Annotated in this window: 12 protein-coding genes and 1 pseudogene; 11 read left to right on the forward strand and 2 right to left on the reverse strand. The window is 45.2% G+C overall.

From position 1 onward, the window contains the following. Positions 1-18 precede the first annotated feature (18 nt). The 8 genes and pseudogenes from mreC to ACO1PK_RS08305 all read left to right on the forward strand — a co-directional run. The gene (gene mreC, locus ACO1PK_RS08270) at positions 19-876 is read left to right on the forward strand and encodes a rod shape-determining protein MreC (RefSeq protein ID WP_423185174.1); all 858 of its coding nucleotides are present in this window, start codon (positions 19-21) and stop codon (positions 874-876) included. Beyond that, positions 876-1358: a rod shape-determining protein MreD gene (gene mreD, locus ACO1PK_RS08275; RefSeq protein ID WP_423185175.1), complete on the forward strand. Its 483-nt coding sequence runs from the start codon at positions 876-878 to the stop codon at positions 1356-1358. Before mreC ends, mreD begins: the two co-directional genes overlap by 1 nt. Continuing rightward, positions 1358-1930 carry a Maf family protein gene (locus ACO1PK_RS08280; protein WP_423185176.1) on the forward strand — a complete coding sequence of 191 codons (573 nt, stop codon included), beginning with the start codon at positions 1358-1360 and terminating at the stop codon, positions 1928-1930. The genes mreD and ACO1PK_RS08280 overlap by 1 nt, the downstream gene beginning before the upstream one ends. Continuing rightward, positions 1927-3393 carry a ribonuclease G gene (rng, locus tag ACO1PK_RS08285; protein WP_423185177.1) on the forward strand — a complete coding sequence of 489 codons (1467 nt, stop codon included), beginning with the start codon at positions 1927-1929 and terminating at the stop codon, positions 3391-3393. Before ACO1PK_RS08280 ends, rng begins: the two co-directional genes overlap by 4 nt. Then, positions 3393-7262, forward strand: coding sequence for a YhdP family protein (locus tag ACO1PK_RS08290; RefSeq protein WP_423185178.1), 3870 nt, complete (start codon positions 3393-3395; stop codon positions 7260-7262). Before rng ends, ACO1PK_RS08290 begins: the two co-directional genes overlap by 1 nt. Beyond that, positions 7234-8088 (forward strand): carbon-nitrogen hydrolase family protein, encoded by an 855-nt coding sequence (locus tag ACO1PK_RS08295; protein WP_423185179.1) that lies wholly within the window; start codon positions 7234-7236, stop codon positions 8086-8088. The genes ACO1PK_RS08290 and ACO1PK_RS08295 overlap by 29 nt, the downstream gene beginning before the upstream one ends. Further along, the gene (tldD, locus tag ACO1PK_RS08300; RefSeq protein ID WP_423185180.1) at positions 8085-9524 is read left to right on the forward strand and encodes a metalloprotease TldD; all 1440 of its coding nucleotides are present in this window, start codon (positions 8085-8087) and stop codon (positions 9522-9524) included. The genes ACO1PK_RS08295 and tldD overlap by 4 nt, the downstream gene beginning before the upstream one ends. A 67-nt stretch (positions 9525-9591) precedes the next feature. Beyond that, positions 9592-10590: pseudogene (locus tag ACO1PK_RS08305) on the forward strand (branched-chain amino acid aminotransferase); the annotation flags it as partial. Positions 10591-10666: 76 nt separating this feature from the next. Here ACO1PK_RS08305 and ACO1PK_RS08310 read toward each other — a convergent pair. After that, entirely contained in the window at positions 10667-12829 is a 2163-nt protein-coding gene (locus ACO1PK_RS08310) for a hypothetical protein (protein ID WP_423185181.1), read from the reverse strand. A 196-nt stretch (positions 12830-13025) separates the two neighbouring features. Here ACO1PK_RS08310 and ACO1PK_RS08315 point away from each other — a divergent pair, with 196 nt between their 5' ends. Both ACO1PK_RS08315 and ACO1PK_RS08320 read left to right on the forward strand, forming a co-directional pair. Beyond that, positions 13026-13568, forward strand: coding sequence for a PH domain-containing protein (locus ACO1PK_RS08315; protein ID WP_423185182.1), 543 nt, complete (start codon positions 13026-13028; stop codon positions 13566-13568). Further along, on the forward strand, positions 13561-15132 hold the full coding sequence (locus ACO1PK_RS08320; RefSeq protein WP_423185183.1) for a PH domain-containing protein: 1572 nt from the start codon (positions 13561-13563) through the stop codon (positions 15130-15132). The genes ACO1PK_RS08315 and ACO1PK_RS08320 overlap by 8 nt, the downstream gene beginning before the upstream one ends. A gap of 51 nt (positions 15133-15183) precedes the next feature. On the opposite strand, the gene yjgA is transcribed toward ACO1PK_RS08320, so the two are convergent. Further along, complete coding sequence (gene yjgA / locus ACO1PK_RS08325; RefSeq protein ID WP_423185184.1) at positions 15184-15720, reverse strand: ribosome biogenesis factor YjgA; 537 nt, start codon at positions 15718-15720, stop codon at positions 15184-15186. A gap of 118 nt (positions 15721-15838) precedes the next feature. Between yjgA and pmbA the strand changes: the two genes are divergently transcribed. Then, entirely contained in the window at positions 15839-17182 is a 1344-nt protein-coding gene (gene pmbA / locus ACO1PK_RS08330) for a metalloprotease PmbA (RefSeq protein WP_423185185.1), read from the forward strand. Positions 17183-17263: the final 81 nt, after the last annotated feature.

Consider the following 17263-nt stretch of genomic DNA (forward strand, 5'->3'; position numbering starts at 1 on the left):
CACCCGTCAGAGACGCTCATGAATGACTTTTTTAACCGCGGCCCAGCACTTGGGCTGCGCTTAGTTTTTGCAATAGCCTGCAGCGTTGGGCTAATGTTTATTGATAGGTATACAGAAAGCGCAACCCAAATTCGGAGTTTACTTAATACTGCCGTAAGTCCGTTATTTTATGCAGCTAGCTTACCAGAGAGTTTAATCGCGCGTGCTTCCGAGCAACTTACCTCACAGCAGCAGTTGCTAGCTGAAAACTCACAATTAAAAGAAAGGTTGTTGCAGCAGGATGCGCAACTTTTGCTTTTAGAATTTCTGCAACAAGAAAACAATAAATTACGTGCACTAATGGGATCTGCTCCAGTAGTGCAAGGCCAACGTTTAATCGCTGAGGTTCTTGCTGTATATAGTCATCCTTTTTCACATCAAGTTGTTATCAATAAAGGGACTAACGACGGTGTATCTGTCCACCAACCTATTATTGATGAGAAAGGCGTTGTCGGACAAATTATTAGCGTTGGACCAACCAGTAGCCGCGTCTTACTCATTTCTGATAATACGCACGCTATTTCAGTTCGTGCCGAGAGAACCGGAATTCGCACTGTTGCTGAAGGAATAGGGCAATGGGATTTGCTGAGAGTCATTCATCTGCCACTTAGTTCAGATATTAGAGAGGGTGATCGCTTACTTGCCTCCGGCTTCGATGGCCGTTTTCCTGAGGGATATCCGGTGGCAGAAGTAGTGGAAGTGATAAGAGATGCAACGCAGCCTTTTATGACGGTTCACGCCAAACCTTACACCTATTTAGATCGAATTCGACATGTGCTGATATTATGGCCAGGCTCGCAAGTTGAAGCGATACAGCAAATTGAGGATGAAAACTAATGCGGCGGAGTCAAGGTATCGGTTTTATCTACTTGAGTCTATTAGCTGCGTTGTTGCTAACGGTTATTCCCGTGCCTTTTCAGTTCAACTTGTTTCGTCCTGATTGGGTACTACTTGTTTTGATCTATTGGATATTAGCCTTACCGAGACGAGTTAATATCGGAACTGCCTTCTTAATGGGGTTACTTACTGATGTGCTGGTGGGAACCGTATTAGGCGTAAATGCCTTAGCATTTTCTGTGGTGGCCTTTGTTGTTGCAGTAAATCATTTGAAGATCCGCAACTTTGCCGTGATCCAGCAAAGTGTATTAATCGGATTAATGTTGGCCTTGTATCAATTACTGTTATTTTGGTTAAGTCATTTCCTCACTGGGGTCTATTTCCGCCCTGGTTACTTGTGGCCGGTTTTAATCGGTATGATCGTTTGGCCTTGGTTATTTTGGTTGCTAAGACGTTATCGCCGACAATTAAAGATTCAATAATGTACCCAAAAATCGCTCTCGCTTCTGCTTCACCCCGTCGCCGTCAGCTGCTTCAGCAACTTGATGTTTCTTTTGATGTGGTTACACCTGATATTGATGAAAGTATCTTAGACAATGAATCTGCCGCAGCTTATGTCAGCCGTTTAGCGTTAACAAAAGCACAAAAGGGGATGCAGTTATTGGCTGGACAATTGCCAGTGTTAGGTGCAGACACAAGTGTAGTCATTGATAAGCATATTCTTGGCAAACCTATAGATAAAGCTGATTTCTTACAAATGATGCAACAGCTGTCTGGGCGTTGCCATCAGGTTATAACGGCAGTGGCATTGGTAACCCCCAGTCAGCATTGGCAAACACTGGTTAGTACAGATGTTTGGTTTAGACACATTAGTACGCAAGAGATGAGTGACTACTGGCAAAGTGGTGAACCAACCGACAAAGCCGGTGGTTATGGCATTCAAGGGCGAGCGGGTAAGTTTGTTGAATGTATAAAGGGCAGCTATAGTGCTGTTGTTGGTTTACCACTATGCGAAACCGACCTATTATTAAAACAGCTACAGAGGTCGACATGAGTGCAGAGTTGTTAATTAATGTGACGCCAACCGAAACGCGGGTTGCATTAATTGAAAATGGTGTTTTGCAAGAGTTACATATAGAGCGACAAGCACGACTTGGTTTAGTCGGTAATATTTATGTCGGTAAAGTCAGCCGGGTATTACCTGGGATGCAGGCTGCCTTTGTCGATATCGGTCTAGATAAAGCCGCATTTTTACATGCTTCAGATATTGTGCAGCACCACGAAGCCAGTGAGCTAGAGACTAAGCCTGTAGCAAGTAAAGATATCCGAGTATTAGTGCGTGAAGGGCAATATTTATTAGTGCAGGTCGTAAAAGATCCTTTAGGGACAAAAGGTGCTCGCTTGACTACCGACATTACCTTGCCTTCTCGCTATCTCGTTTTTATGCCAGATTCTGCGCATGTCGGAGTTTCGCAGCGATTAGAGAGCGAAAGTGAGCGGCAGCGTTTAAAAGAGATCGTTAGCAAATGCATGGATGATACCGGTGGTTTTATTGTAAGGACGGCTGCTGAAGGTGCAACAGAGGAAGAGCTAACGCAAGATGCAAAGTTCTTAAAAAAGCTCTGGAGCAAAGTCATCAAACGTAAGAAAAACACCCGTAAAGAAGGTGTCGTCTATGAAGATCTTACGCTAAGTTATCGGATACTACGTGATTTTGTTGGGACAGAATTAGAGCGAGTACGAGTAGATTCGAAACTGACTTTTCAGCAGCTAACCGCTTTTTGTGATGAGTTTATGCCACAAAATGTGGCTTTGCTTGAATATTATCCGGGTGAAAGACCGATTTTTGATATGTTTGATGTCGAAAATGAAATTCAGCGCGCATTAGAACGCAAGGTTTTGCTAAAAAGTGGTGGCTATTTGATGATTGATCAAACTGAAGCCATGACAACAATTGATGTGAACACTGGGGCTTTTGTTGGTCACCGTAATTTGGATGAAACCATTTTCAATACCAATACTGAAGCAACTCAGGCTATTGCACGTCAGCTAAGGCTTCGTAACCTTGGCGGTATTATCATCATTGATTTTATCGATATGCAAAACGAAGAGCATAAACGCCGGGTTTTCCATAGTTTAGAATTAGCCTTGGCCCGTGATCGTGCGAAGACCAATATCCATGGCTTTTCCGCACTTGGTTTAGTAGAAATGACTCGCAAGAGAACACGAGAAAGCCTCGAGCATATCTTGTGTTCAGAATGTCCTGTTTGTAAAGGGCGAGGTTCGTTAAAAACGGTAGAAACGGTTTGCTTTGAAATCTTACGTGAAATTGTTAGGGTTAATCGCGCTTACTCTGCCGACAAGTTTGTGGTTTATGTGTCACCTGTGGTTAGAGATGCGCTGACCAACGATGAGTTTCATAGCCTGGCTGAATTGCAGGTTTTTATTGGTAAACAAATCAGTATACAGAGTGAACCTATGTATACGCAGGAGCAGTTTGACGTGGTAATGATGTAGTGCAAAAAACGAAGCAGGCTTGCTACTACTGCCTGCATAAGCTTTGGATAGCACTAGCAATGTGTCTGGTCGTCCTAGCAACGGTGGTATCGTTACTGCGAATAGCGCTACCTTATGCAGAAAGTTATAAAGATCATATAGAGCAGGTGCTCAGTCAGCAGCTGGGTGTCACTGTTGCCATCGAAAACATCAATGCCACCTGGCATAAGTATGGGCCAGCACTACTGTTGCAAGACGTCCATGTCGTTGCAGACAGTAAGGTGCAATTAGAAATTGCTGAAGCCTCCATCCGCATAAACTTCTGGCAAAGTATTTTGTCGCGCCAGTTTACAGCTGAGCATTTTGAATTAAATGGCCTACGCTATTGGTTAAATCTCGATACCTTGTTAAGTGCTAACACAACATCTCAACCAAATCCTGCTGCGCGGTTACAGGGGCTAGAGCAGCTATTTTTTCGTCGATTAAAAGATTTTTCTCTCAAAGATAGCGAGTTAATTTTAGTCAGTCAGGAGCAACCGGAACAAGTCTTGGAGATTAGTCGCTTAAACTGGCGTAATGAAGGTCTTAGACATCAAGGCGAGGGCGAGTTCGCTATAGCGGGCGTTACAGCAAATAACCTAAGTGTGATTCTCGATTTACAGGGGACAACGCTTAGTGATGCTAATGGCAAATTGTATGTGCAAAGTGCGCAGTTAGATCTATTACCGCTATTTCGTCAGTGGTTACCTCAAACCAGTCGTTTGCAAAAAGCCAGTATTAATCTGGAAGCTTGGGGCACTATCGAACAGGGGCAATTAAAACAGGTTCAGCTTGAACTAACGGATAACCGTTTGCATTGGCAAAGAGCGGGCGAGCAATACAGCCTGAAGTTAGGCGCTGGACAATTATTATGGCAGCCTACCGCGGAGGGTTGGCAACTTTTTTCCAGCGAAATGAGTTTGGCTAGCCAGCAGGAACAGTGGTCAGGTTGGCAGTTGCAGTTAAGTCAAATTGAGGATCGTCTCTTTGTCAATTTACACGAGTTTGAGTTAGCAGCAATTGAGCCTTTGCTACAGTTATTTGCTGAAGATAGCCAACTGGTTAAAAATTTACTTGCCCATCAGCTAACGGGGCACTTGCAGCAGTTACATCTTAGTCTTAAACAGGATGCCTTTCGACTTTATGGACAATTTACCGAGTTTGGTAGTCAGCCAAGGCAAGATCTCCCCGGTTTTGCCTCTTTAAAAGGCCAGTTTTGGGCGGCTAATGATTTTGCTTGGTTACTGCTTTCCGGTGAACAAGAGTATTTGTCTTGGGATGGTCTTTTTGCGGACAATTGGTACTATCAGCAGCTAAACGCAGAGATTCGTTTAATACGAGAGAATGCCGTCTGGCAGCTATCCTTGCCGACATTTCAATTAGACACAGCAGATTTCCAGCTTCATGCTAAAGCTCAGCTAGATTTGCAAGAACAGCCAGAATTAGCCTTATTAGCCCAGCTAACCGCCCTAGATGCGGCAAAAGCTAGCCACTATTTCCCGCAACGCTATATGCCAAGTAGAACCCGCGATTATCTTACGACGGCAATTGACAGCGGTCAGTTAACGCAAGCTACCGTGCTCTGGCAAGGTGCTTTTCATCATTATCCATTTCGGCAAGCAGAAGGGCACTTTCAAGTTAGGGCTGATTTAGAAGATGTTGTGCTGCAGTTTGCGCCTGACTGGCCAGCATTAACCGAGCTTAATGCTACTTTATGGTTTGAAAATGCGAGCATGCTGATTGAGGCAAACGGCGGGTACTTGGGGCTTCTATCATTAACTGAGCCCGTTACGGCAAGTATAACTGATTTGTTCAATGCTCAGCAGTTGGATGTTCGACTCAATAAGGCGATTGACAGTGCCACGCTGACTGAATTTATGTTGCAGTCTCCGCTACAAGCTAACTTAGGTAAAACGCTGGCGCATCTTGGGCTATCCGGCCCGATACAGGGTGATTTATTACTTGAAATAGGGTTAACCAAGCCCAGCGTGATTGCCAGTGGCAGCGCGGAGCTTTTAGGCGTTAGCGCGAATATCCAAGCGCCACGCTTAGATTTACAGCAACTGACTGGACGTATTCATTTTCGTAATGAGCAGCTTAAAGCCGAACAATTACAATTTCTTTGGCATGGATTACCCGCAAAAGGTGAGTTCACTGGCGAGCAACAATCTGCAGGATATCAGCTTAATTTGACTTTGGCTGGCGCAGCGCAAGCAGAACAGATCAATACTGTGTTAGCTACACCGCAGGATGTTCTTGCAGGTAGCTTAGATTGGCAATTCGAACTTGCCTTGGTATTACCGCCCCAAGGTTTTAGCTATCAAGCTCAGTGGCAAGCGCAATTAGCGCAACTTGCGCTGAGTTTACCTGCACCTTATGAAAAACCTTTGCAGCAAGCAGCACAGTTGCAGTTGATTGCGCATGGCGATACTGAGCAAAGTTATATTACTGGTGATTATCAACAGTTATTACACTTTCAGGCTGAGTTGTCACATCAAACTGGGCGAATCAGCCGGGCACAGCTAACGTTTGGCGATGAAGATCTTGGCTTAAGTAGTAAAGGATTTAATATTGACGTAAATCTGCCCCAAGTTGAACTAGTGCCGTGGATTAGTTTTTTGCAACCCCTACTGGCAAACTCATCAGGCAATAACGCCCTGTTTCCTGCCCTAAATAAGGTGCGCGGTAAAATTGGCAAGGTTGAATTGCCTGCACAGTTTAGTCTAACAAATACCGTTTTTGAGTTAACGCCATCTGAAGACGCGTGGCAATTAAACTTGTACGGCACAGAGCTGGCTAGCCGTTGGCAATTCTTCCATGATTGGCAGAATAAAGGGATGGCAGTGCAACTTGATTATTTGCACTTGCCATACACTTCTCGCCTTTTCGATGTGCCTAATAGTGATGTCGAGCCGCAGACAGAGATCGCCTTACCTCTTGCAGAGCTAAAGGCGCAGAACTGGTTAACAGAGATAGTGCCATTACAACTCAATTGTAACGACTGCTCCTTGGGAAATTATCGGTTTGGCAAAGTCCAACTCCAAAGTATTGCCGAGGAAAATGCTTGGTATTTAAAGCGTTTTACCTCGGATTATAAAGGGAATAAATTGAGTATCACCGGAGAGTGGCAACCCGATAACCTTATCGGTCTAAGTCAGTTTCAGGGGACATTTTTCACACCGAATCTTGGAGCCTTATTAGCCGAATATCAAATCAGCTCTGCTATCAGTGGCAGCCGGAGTGATATTGCCTTTCAGCTGAATTGGGCTGGCGCTCCACAGCAATTTCGTTTAGAGCAGTTAAACGGTAAAGTGCAATTTAACTTAGGCGATGGTTCGCTGACAGAGGTAAGTGATCAAGGGGCGCGTTTATTTTCATTATTCAGTTTAGATTCTTTAGTGCGGAAATTGCGACTCGATTTTCGGGATGTGTTTAGTAAGGGCTTCTTTTACAATAAAATGAATGGCAGCCTGACCTTGCACCAAGGCGTAGCGCAAACCAGTGATGTTACTATTGATGGCGTTCCGGGTAATTTAAGTATTCAAGGCTATGCCGATCTGGTAAAGCGAGAGATGGATTACCAGATGTCTTTTGCACCTAAAGTGACGTCTAGTTTACCCGTCATTATTGCTTGGATGGTGAATCCTGCAACGGGACTTGCCGCCTTAGCACTGGATGAAGTTTTTCAATCGGCAGAGGTGATTTCTCGTATTAACTTTACGGTGACAGGCAGCTTTGATCAACCCGTGGTCACAGAGGTGAATCGTCACAGTACCGAAGTGCCAGTGCCGATTCGTGTTGCCCAGCCAGAGCCTATTACAGATGATAACAACCAACCCCGCAGCGACTAAGTGGCAGCTGAGTGCCATTCAACTGAATAGTCAGCCCGATCCTGAAGCAAATTTTCAGCAGCTGAGTCGTTATCTGGCGCTATTACCGACATCACCGCAACATTTAGTGGTACTGCCTGAATGTTTTGCCGTGTTTGGTGGTGCAGATGGATTACAACTTTCCTACGCTGCAGCGCTGGGGCAGGGCAAGTTACAGCAACAATGCGCTGCGTTAGCGAGGCAATACCAGTTGTATTTCGTCGCTGGCAGTTTACCCACGACTACGCCAGACCCAAAGCGTTTTGCTGCCAGCAGTTTATTATTTGGACCTGATGGTACCTTATTGGCCGATTACCAAAAGCTACATTTATTTGATGTTAAGGTTGCAGATAACACCGGAAATTATGCAGAGTCTGCAACCACCTTACCAGGAACTAAACTCACATTATCTACACAGGGTAGCCTGAAACTCGGGATGTCGATATGTTATGATGTACGTTTTCCAGGGTTAATGCAGGCTTTGTCCGCCGCAGGTATGAATGTGTTAAGCGTACCCTCTGCGTTTACGCAAGTTACGGGCGCCGCTCACTGGCATAGTTTGTTAAGGGCAAGAGCCATTGAAAACCAGTGTTTTGTGGTCGCACCTGGGCAAACGGGCGTACATGCCAATGGCAGGGAAACCTTTGGGCATAGCCTGATTATTAATCCTTGGGGTGAGATTTTAGCAGATGCTGGGACAGCCCCGGGCTTTATTTCGGTGGCAGTAGATCTGGCGGAGTGCCAGCAACTGGCGAATAAAATGCCGATTAAGCAACATAACCGATTTAACAGTGAGCTGATACCATGAATGCAGTAGAACACAATCTGATTAATGCCTCAGAATTGAGCCAGCGTGATCTGGAGCAAACACTAGGCTTCTTGTTTGCGCATCAGCTCGACTATGCTGATTTGTATTTTCAATCCAGTGTGCACGAATCTTGGGTTTTGGAAGATGGCTTAGTTAAAGACGGATCCTTTAACATCGAGCGTGGCGTTGGGGTGAGAGCCATTAGTGGTGAAAAAACCGGTTTTGCTTATGCCGATAGTATTAATGCCGCCGCGTTGCAACAAGCGGCTATGGCCGCCAGAGGTATTGCAGCACAGGGACAGCAGGGTAGCGTAAAAGCCTTTAGCCGTAGTAGTAATAGCAACATTTATTTGCCTTGTGAGCCATTGCAGAGTTTAAACAACACCGAAAAGGTTGCTTTATTACATCAGGTTGAGGCCTTTATCCGCAGTTTGGATAGCCGCGCCGAGCAAGTGATGGTGAGTTTAACCGGCGTGTACGAGGAAGTTTTAGTTGCAGCAAGTGACGGTACTTTTGCCACGGATATTCGTCCCTTAGTGCGCTTAAACTGCTCTGTGTTATTACAACATAATGGTCGGCGTGAGCGAGGTAGTGCCGGTGGTGGTGCGCGTACCGACTATCATTATTTTTCTGCCGAGCAAGATGGTCAGCCGCGTTGGCAACACTTTGCACGCGAAGCGGTTCGGATGGCGCAAGTAAATTTAACGGCGGTAGATGCGCCCGCCGGTACCATGCCTGTTGTTCTGGGTTCAGGTTGGCCAGGCGTATTGCTGCATGAGGCCGTTGGTCATGGTTTGGAAGGGGATTTTAATCGTAAGGGCTCATCCACTTTCAGTGGTCGGATTGGCCAGCAGGTCGCCTCAAAACATTGTACTATCGTTGACGATGGCACTTTGACAGGACGTCGTGGTTCGTTGAACATTGATGATGAAGGTGTGCCAAGTCAATACAATGTCTTGATCGAAAACGGTATTCTGAAAGGCTATATTCAAGATAAACACAATGCCATGCTGATGGGTGTCCCCCCAACAGGTAATGGTCGACGTGAATCCTTTGCGCATTTGCCCATGCCCAGAATGACCAATACTTATATGCTGGCGGGCGATTATGCAGCGGAAGAAATTATTGCCAGTGTTAAAAAAGGCATTTATGCCCCTAATTTTGGTGGTGGTCAGGTTGATATTACTTCGGGTAAGTTTGTATTCTCAGCTTCAGAAGCCTATCTGATTGAAGACGGTAAAATTACAACACCGATTAAAGGCGCAACCCTGATTGGTAATGGCCCTGAGGCCATGCAGCAGGTCTCTATGGTTGGCAATGACATGCGACTTGACAGCGGTGTTGGAGTCTGCGGTAAACAAGGCCAAAGCGTGCCCGTGGGCGTCGGTCAGCCCACCCTAAAATTAGATGCGCTTACCGTTGGCGGTACTCAATAATAGTTTTTTAATAATAACGTTTTGACCTAGCCAGCCTCGCTGGCTTGTTACTCTACAACAGGAATTAAACATGGCAGCATTTGGCACCGTATTTACCCCAGAGATGATTGTCTCTAGTTTTGAAAACCATTGCTGGAGCCAACCGGCAATAGTCCCGACAGACAGTATTAGCTTACACCCAGGTGCACATGTATTGCACTACGCCAGTACCTGCTTTGAGGGTATGAAAGCATTTCGACATGCTGATGGCTCGGTGCATGTATTTCGGATGGACAGAAATGTTGCACGTTTACAACAAAGCAGTGAATTACTGGCGTTACCCCAAGTAGACGGTGCCATGCTAAGCCAGATGATCACCGACATTGTGCGTCGTTATGCCGCAGATGTACCGCAGCCACCTGGCTCTATGTATATTCGGCCAACCCATATTGGTACTGAGGCTTCAATTGGTAAGGCTGCGGCGCCTAGCTTAAGCTCATTACTTTACGTACTGTTATCGCCAGTAGGTGATTATTTTGCGGGTGGAGCCAAAGCGCTGCGCTTATTGTTGGAAGATTCTGCGCGTTGTGCCACGCATATGGGCATGGTTAAAAGTGGCGGTAATTACGCCAGTGCGCTGCAGCCAATTATGAAAGCGCGCGCTGCAGTGCAGGCGGATCAGGTTTTGTTTTGCCCTAATGGTGATGTACAGGAAACCGGTGCCGCTAATTTCTTGCTGATTGACGGTAACGAGATTATCACCAAGGCATTAGATAGCTCTTTCTTACATGGTATTACTCGTGATTCTATTTTAACGCTGGCGCGTGATCGTGGTATGCAGGTATCCGAACGCGAACTGACGGTGGATGAGCTGTTAGAGCGTGCGGTCAAACCCGGTGCAGAAGCGGCCTTATCAGGCACTGCTGCGGTATTAACACCGGTAGGCACTTTGATTCATGCTGGCAAAGAGTATCAAGTGGGTGGCGGTATAGCCGGTACAACTACCGCTAGCTTGCGTCAGGCTCTAAATGATATTCAATGGGGTAGAGTGGCAGATAGCCACGGTTGGTTAACTAAAGTCTGTTAATAACAATAATCCCGACAACTCAAGGCCGCTATGCGGCCTTGAGTTGTTTAAAGGGTAGTGCAACGCAATAATCAGTTTACTCAGCCTTATCGCTATTTTGATAAAGTGAGATAACCCGCGTCTTACTGATTTTATGGCGGTAGATTTCACGTAAATATTTAATGGCTTTTTTCACGCTATCGCGTGATAAGCGAATATCGTTGATAGAAATGAATTTATCTTTACTATTAATGAGTTCGCGATATTTCTTTTCATACATAGGTTTAATCGCATACCAGTTGGTATCAAGAATCTTTGCCGGATTCTCAAACTCATTTAGCATGTTATCAATTAATTCTTCATCAAATTGTTCGCTACGAATAAAGTCCAGCATCGCTGAATCGAGTTTCTCATCAAAACGATAATTATCCACGGCGAAACAGCGCTTGATATACGCCACAATCAGCGTCAGGAAGTCATCGCTTAGGCATGGGCTTTTGGCGATGAGTGTAGTCAAAGAAATATTGGCAGAAGCACCAATAACCAGTGCATAACGTTTTAACGTGGTATTGGGGAATAAATTATTAAGATGTGACTTTAGCTTGTTTAAATCAATATAGGATAATTTGTAGTCTTTAGGTAATGACACAATAGAGACGACGGAAGAGCAATTTTTAAAGAAGTGCAGATCTTTCATTTCGGTTGCATCATAACCGCTCTTTTGAAAATCGGCTAAGATAGCACGATAACGTGTGGACTCTATCGGCAGTAAACTTATCCCTTCTATAGCTTGAGTCACCTTATTAAAATGTGGCAAATCGATGGAGCGGAAGAATAAATCATCGATATCTAAACCTGAGGTGCTTTGTTTGTCAAAAAGTTTTGGTTTTTCTGTCGCACCTGCCTCGCCAGGCATAACGGATTCTGCATAAGCAACGGCCACTGGCCCAGCGAGGCTCATAAACAGATCATTGGCATCCAATCTGATGGTTTCACCAATATCAATTCCTGCTCGTCGGAAATAGTTTTCGTCATAATCAGTGGTGACAGCTTGAGCGGTTAAAATATTAAATATTTGCTGTGAAATGTACTGATTTGCATATCTCTCCATGGTATTTACATCAATATGCTGAATATCGCCATCATCCGTCTCTTCGGCATAACGCATAATATCGTTTGAGATAAGCATCATGGCGTTCCATGGCCGGATCCGATGCATCGCATTGGTATCGTTTTTCTCCTCTTGGTCAAAGTTGTAAGAAAAATCCCATTCTTCAGCAAGATACTTACATAACAAGCGGCCAGCATTAATATGCAGCGCTTCCGACATTTCTACTCCATGGTCAGAAATATTCGGAAGAATACAGATACCACTGGTGAAGATCGGTTCGAAAACAAAAGAATGACCACGATTCTCTTCACTCTCCGGTAAGGTTCGGGTATCAAAGGTTTTACTCATATAGGCATATTGTTGGGCTAAGCCAAATTCAGAGGCCATGCCAGAGCCTGTACCACCGCCAGCACTGAAAATATAAAAATAGAGGCGTGATTGATTAGCCTTGATACCACAGGAGTCGATAAGGTAGGAGTGAATAAATTTCCAGTCTGCATTAGAAAAGCGCTGTGTTTCTTTATTTAAAATAATTTTTGCCAAATATTGTCCCAAAATCGGCGCATTACCTGCACCGCCAGCGTGAACTTCTGATAAATCCATAATTTTCATTTTGGTATAATCGCGCAAGAAGCCGCTACTTTCACTTTTATTAGAAAAGCGAATACGCCCCTCAATGTCTTTGTCCAGATCCCCCAGCATGACGAGAGGTTCAATAAGAAAAACAGGCTTAAGTGTATGAGAAGCCTTTAAATGTAAGCTGCGCTTAATCCAACGCATTGGGCGATATTCTTGTTCATTATTTTGTTTTTCTTGGCTATTAAATTCATTCAAATAAAAATTACGCGCACTATAAACTAGCGAGGCAACATCTAAAGCAATATTAGAACCACAGCGGCCTAAGCCGATAAGGCAAACGGAGGGGAAATGTTGCTGTTTTTGAGCGTTCACTTCATGCTCAAGCATACTGGAAGGAAAAACGGTTTGCCGCAAACCATCAAGATTAGCCAAAATTCTATTCAGATCCCGCTCGGTAAAATACATATGGCGTTCTGTACTCACTTTTCCGGTTTTAGTTGCCGCAGCAGGTCTGACAGCAATAATTTCGTCATCAACAACAGGCGGATTTGTCGGGCGTTTTGTGGTCATAGGCGATATCCTGATGGGCATGTGATTTAAGGCATTGCTTTAAAAGTAGACGCATTTACCAATCAATACAAATATAAGTCAGGTGCTTAAATAACATCTTGTAGTATTGAATAACGCTTCAGGTTAAATAATTTGTTGCTATGTTTAATTTTGTGTAACATTGATTGTGGCAGGTTAGCAAGAGAGTCCATCGTGTATGAACCAAGATACGTTTCAAAATCTACCGCTTTGTGTAGCTGACTTACCACAGTTAGCCACTCTAGAATGGCAAGTTTTATCCCCTAACTATCGCTCGCTGACGCTTTGGGTGGATAGCATAGCCATCCTTATTTTAACTGCGCTTTGGTTAGCCATATGGCTACAACCTTTTTGGTCCCTCCCGCAAACCCTAAGTCATGTTGTATGGTGGGGCGGTTTAGCGATAACAAGCGGCGCTATTGTGAACTTGGTATATGACTATTATGCTATTCCGCTGCAAGCTTATGCGTTACGGCAACACGACTTAAGTTTTCGCAGTGGTATTTTTTTCCGAAAATGTGTGACTCAACCTATTTTACGAATTCAGCATATCGAGTTAAAACAAGGCCCCTTAGAACGAAAAGTAGGGTTAACCACCTTACAAGTTTTTAGTGCAGGGGGGGCGACTCAAACTTTTGAAATCCCAGGCGTAACTTTGGCTACAGCAGAGAGTATTCGGCAGTTGATTTTAGAGCATAAAGCAGGTTTGCGTCATGATTGAGCAGGACTATCTCGAACAACCGCAGCCCGCTAGTCCATTGTTAACCTTGCAACATTGGCAAAGAGTATCCGCTATTGCGTTGGTGTATTTTAGTTTGGGGTTATTTAAAACTGTTTTTGGCAATATCAGTTTTTTGGCACCCATGCTGTTAGTCTTTTACCAAGGTATTCAGCGCTACCCAGGGTATTTTGCTATTGCGCTAGTGGGGGTGGCATTGATACTGTCGGTGTTAGGTTTTTTATATTATTGGACCTTTCGTTTTCGGATCACTGCCGACTCAGTTGAGATTCACTCGGGGGTATTGCGTAAAAAACAACTTAACCTGCCTTTTCATCGTATTCAAAACGTGCGTTTACTGCAGCCACTTTATTACCGTTTTACCGATCAAGTATGTGTTGTCCTTGATACTGCAGGCTCAAACGAACAAGAAGCGACGCTGGCTGCATTGTCAAGACCACTCGCGGAAGCTTTACAGCAAGCCATTTATCAGGCCAGAGTGGCGGTACCAGCAGAGAGCGGTGCAGCGGTAACGCAGGGAAGTACTACCCCGCCTGTTGCCGTTGAGGGTAATTTACTGTGCGAGCGATCAGTAAAAGATTTGATTTACTACGGTATCAGTAATAACAGGGTGATGCTGGTGTTGGGGCTGGCTGCGCCTTTCTATAACCCCATCACAACCTGGGTCATCGATATGCTGCAAGGCTTTGGGGTGGATCCAGATCAATGGCTGACAGCGCATGCACAATCTTGGTTTTGGCTTGGGTTGGCTGCGCTGGCTTTAACCATGTTTATTATGCTCGTGATTACCTTGGCTTCTATTACCTTTTCCGTTCTGAGCTATTATCAGTTTCAATTATGGCAATACGGTGATCGTTATTTCAGGCGCAGCGGTTTACTGACACGCCATGAAATCAGTATGCAGTTATCACGTCTGCAATGGTTCAAAATTAATCAAGATTGGTTAGATAAACTGCTAGGCCGCTGTAACGCGCATTATGAGCAAGTACAAACGGCTTTATCTGAATACCAAGAAAGTGCCGAGCATGGCAAAATCAAGGTGCCATCATTGGAGCAAGAGCAAGTTTGGGCTTTACTCAACGGTGTATATCCAGACAATCAACTCCAGCATTGCAGCTTTAACTCCGTAAACTGGCGCTACTTATTGGCCCCGCTTATCTTTTTTTGCTTACCATTATGCTTGCTAAGCCAATATTTGTTTTTGTTTACAGCGCCGCATTACGCTTTAATGAGTGCATTAGGAGTACTGGTGTTGGTGCTGCTTTTTGTGCTGCGCTGGCGTCGTTTTGGCTATGCGTTTGATGCAACCTATTTGTATGTGAGGCAGGGTGTTATTGGTGTGGATTATTACTGTGTGCCCATCTTTAAACTACAACAATTGACGACGCATCAACATGGTTTGATGATAAAGGCGGGATTACAGCATTTATCCTTAAGCTATGCGGCAGGCAGCTTAACCATACCTTATATGCCTGTTGAGGATGCGCAGCGTATTGCTAACTACAGCCTTTATCAGGCAGAGCGCAGTCACACCAGTTGGATGTGACTGTGATACTACGGAGAGAAAATAGCAAAACACGCTGGCGGCTATGGCAGGCTACTCTGTGATAATCAGCGGTTTAATCAGCTGAAATAACTCACGAAACGCTTTAGGCGGCTGTTGTTTTTCTTGTTCTTTTTTAGCATTGCGAATCAGCTGCCGTAACTGTTGGACATCCGCCGTTGGATACTCTGCAACAAAAGCCGTCACCGCATCGTTATCGGCTAATAAGCGATCACGCCAGCTTTCGACCTTATGAAACTGCCGCGTAGCGGCCTGATTGGTATTGCGAATGATGGCCAGGGCTTGTTCAATCGGCTCTAACTGGTCTTCACGCTCGCGCATTAAGCGGCCAATGAATTGAATATGCCGGCGCAAGGCTTCACGTTTTTTTGCCAGCTTATCGGCTAATTCCAAGGCGTCTTTTAACTCGTCGTCTAAGGGGATCTTAGCGCGAGCCGCTGGGCTTAACGCAATTAATTCTTCACCTAATGCCTGTAAGGCATGCATTTCGCGTTTAATTTGGCTTTTACTGATGTGATCAGGTTGCTCTAACCACTTACTGTCGCCGTATTTAAATTCAGTATCTGTCATAACTCTGCTTCTTCATTAACTTTATAGCACTAGTATATCACTAAACGCAGCAGAGCAAGCAGCAGCCTTTGTTTGACTATGATAAGCTAAGCACATTGATAGTAAGGTAAGAGTATTTATGCAGCAGCAACCGAGTATCCAACAAGAAATCGCTGAAGTAAAAGAAGCCGTCAGTCAGGTGCTGGCGCATGCCAAAAGATTAGGGGCCAGCAGTGCCGAAGCCTCGATGAGCCGCACTCGTGGCTTAAGTGTCGAAACCCGTCATGGCGAAGTGGAAACCGTTGAGTTTAACCAAGATGGTGGTTTAGGCATTAGTTTGTATTTTGGTCAGCGCAAAGGTTCGGCTTCTACGGCTGATTTAAGTCCAGAAGCCTTAAAGCGCACTGTAGAAGCCGCTGCGGATATTGCGCGTTATACCTCAGAAGATCCGCATGCCGGGGTGGCAGATGCGGATTGGTTAGAGTTTAATCCGCCAGAGCTCGATTTATACTATCCCGATAGTATTGGTACTGAACAAGCGATAGCGCTCTGTGCTAGCGCAGAAGACGCGGCCTTTGCGGTAGATAGCCGTATTACCAACTCGGAAGGTGCATCTTTTTCGACACACCAAGGCTTAAAAGTCTATGGTAATAGCCATGGTCAGTTGGTTGGCTATCCGAGTTCACGCCATAGCTTTAGCTGCGTCGTCATCGGTGAACAAGACGACGATATGCAGCGTGACTACAGCTTTACCGTGGCACGCCGTTATGCCGACTTACTGAATCCGCTGCAAATTGGTCGCGAGGCAGCCTTAGAGACGGTGGCACGGCTTGGGGCTCGTAAGGTGCCAACGCAAAAGGTCCCGGTTATTTTCCGTGCTGATATTGCCAGTGGCCTGTTCGGACATTTAGTTTCCGCCATTAGTGGTGGCAGCATTTATCGTAAATCGAGCTTTTTACTGGATAAAGTGGGCCAGCAAATTATGGCGCCGCAGCTGACGATTACTGAGCAGCCGCATTTAAAGCAAGCGTTAGCCTCGAGCCCCTTTGATAGCGAAGGGGTGAAGACTCGGGATTTAGTCGTGATTGATAAGGGAGTGTTAAATACTTACCTGACAACCAGTTACTCCGCCCGCAAGTTAGGCATGGCAAGTACTGGGCATGCTGGAGGTATTCACAACTGGTTAGTTCAGCATGGCAATGACGATCTAGCTGCATTATGCCGTCAAATGGGTAAGGGCGTGTTGGTCACTGAGCTAATGGGGCAAGGTGTGAATACGGTAACGGGGGATTATTCGCGTGGTGCTAGCGGTTTCTGGGTAGAGCATGGCGAGATCCAATTCCCTGTTGCTGAAATTACCATCGCGGGCAATTTAGCCGATATGTTTATGAACATTGTGGCGATTGGCAATGATGTTGATCGCCGTGGCGGGGTATTAACGGGCTCTGTGTTGATCAGCCAAATGCAAGTTGCGGGTGATTGAGGCTGCTGGTTAGCTTGTGATCTTCTGCAATAAAAAAAGCCTCTGCAAAACAGAGGCTTTTTTATATTAATCAATATGAGA

It is taken from the genome of Alishewanella sp. d11 (assembly GCF_049390205.1).
Taxonomy (GTDB): Bacteria; Pseudomonadota; Gammaproteobacteria; order Enterobacterales; family Alteromonadaceae; genus Alishewanella.

Excerpts from the sequence above, each read along its gene's own strand:
- mreD (WP_423185175.1), top strand. The coding sequence starts at position 876 with ATGCGGCGGAGTCAAGGTATCGGTTTTATCTACTTGAGTCTATTAGCT.
- yjgA (WP_423185184.1), bottom strand. The coding sequence starts at position 15,720 with ATGACAGATACTGAATTTAAATACGGCGACAGTAAGTGGTTAGAGCAA.
- ACO1PK_RS08320 (WP_423185183.1), top strand. The coding sequence starts at position 13,561 with ATGATTGAGCAGGACTATCTCGAACAACCGCAGCCCGCTAGTCCATTG.
- ACO1PK_RS08315 (WP_423185182.1), top strand. The coding sequence starts at position 13,026 with ATGAACCAAGATACGTTTCAAAATCTACCGCTTTGTGTAGCTGACTTA.
- ACO1PK_RS08295 (WP_423185179.1), top strand. The coding sequence starts at position 7,234 with ATGATAACAACCAACCCCGCAGCGACTAAGTGGCAGCTGAGTGCCATT.
- pmbA (WP_423185185.1), top strand. The coding sequence starts at position 15,839 with ATGCAGCAGCAACCGAGTATCCAACAAGAAATCGCTGAAGTAAAAGAA.
- mreC (WP_423185174.1), top strand. The coding sequence starts at position 19 with ATGAATGACTTTTTTAACCGCGGCCCAGCACTTGGGCTGCGCTTAGTT.
- tldD (WP_423185180.1), top strand. The coding sequence starts at position 8,085 with ATGAATGCAGTAGAACACAATCTGATTAATGCCTCAGAATTGAGCCAG.
- ACO1PK_RS08280 (WP_423185176.1), top strand. The coding sequence starts at position 1,358 with ATGTACCCAAAAATCGCTCTCGCTTCTGCTTCACCCCGTCGCCGTCAG.
- rng (WP_423185177.1), top strand. The coding sequence starts at position 1,927 with ATGAGTGCAGAGTTGTTAATTAATGTGACGCCAACCGAAACGCGGGTT.
- ACO1PK_RS08310 (WP_423185181.1), bottom strand. The coding sequence starts at position 12,829 with ATGACCACAAAACGCCCGACAAATCCGCCTGTTGTTGATGACGAAATT.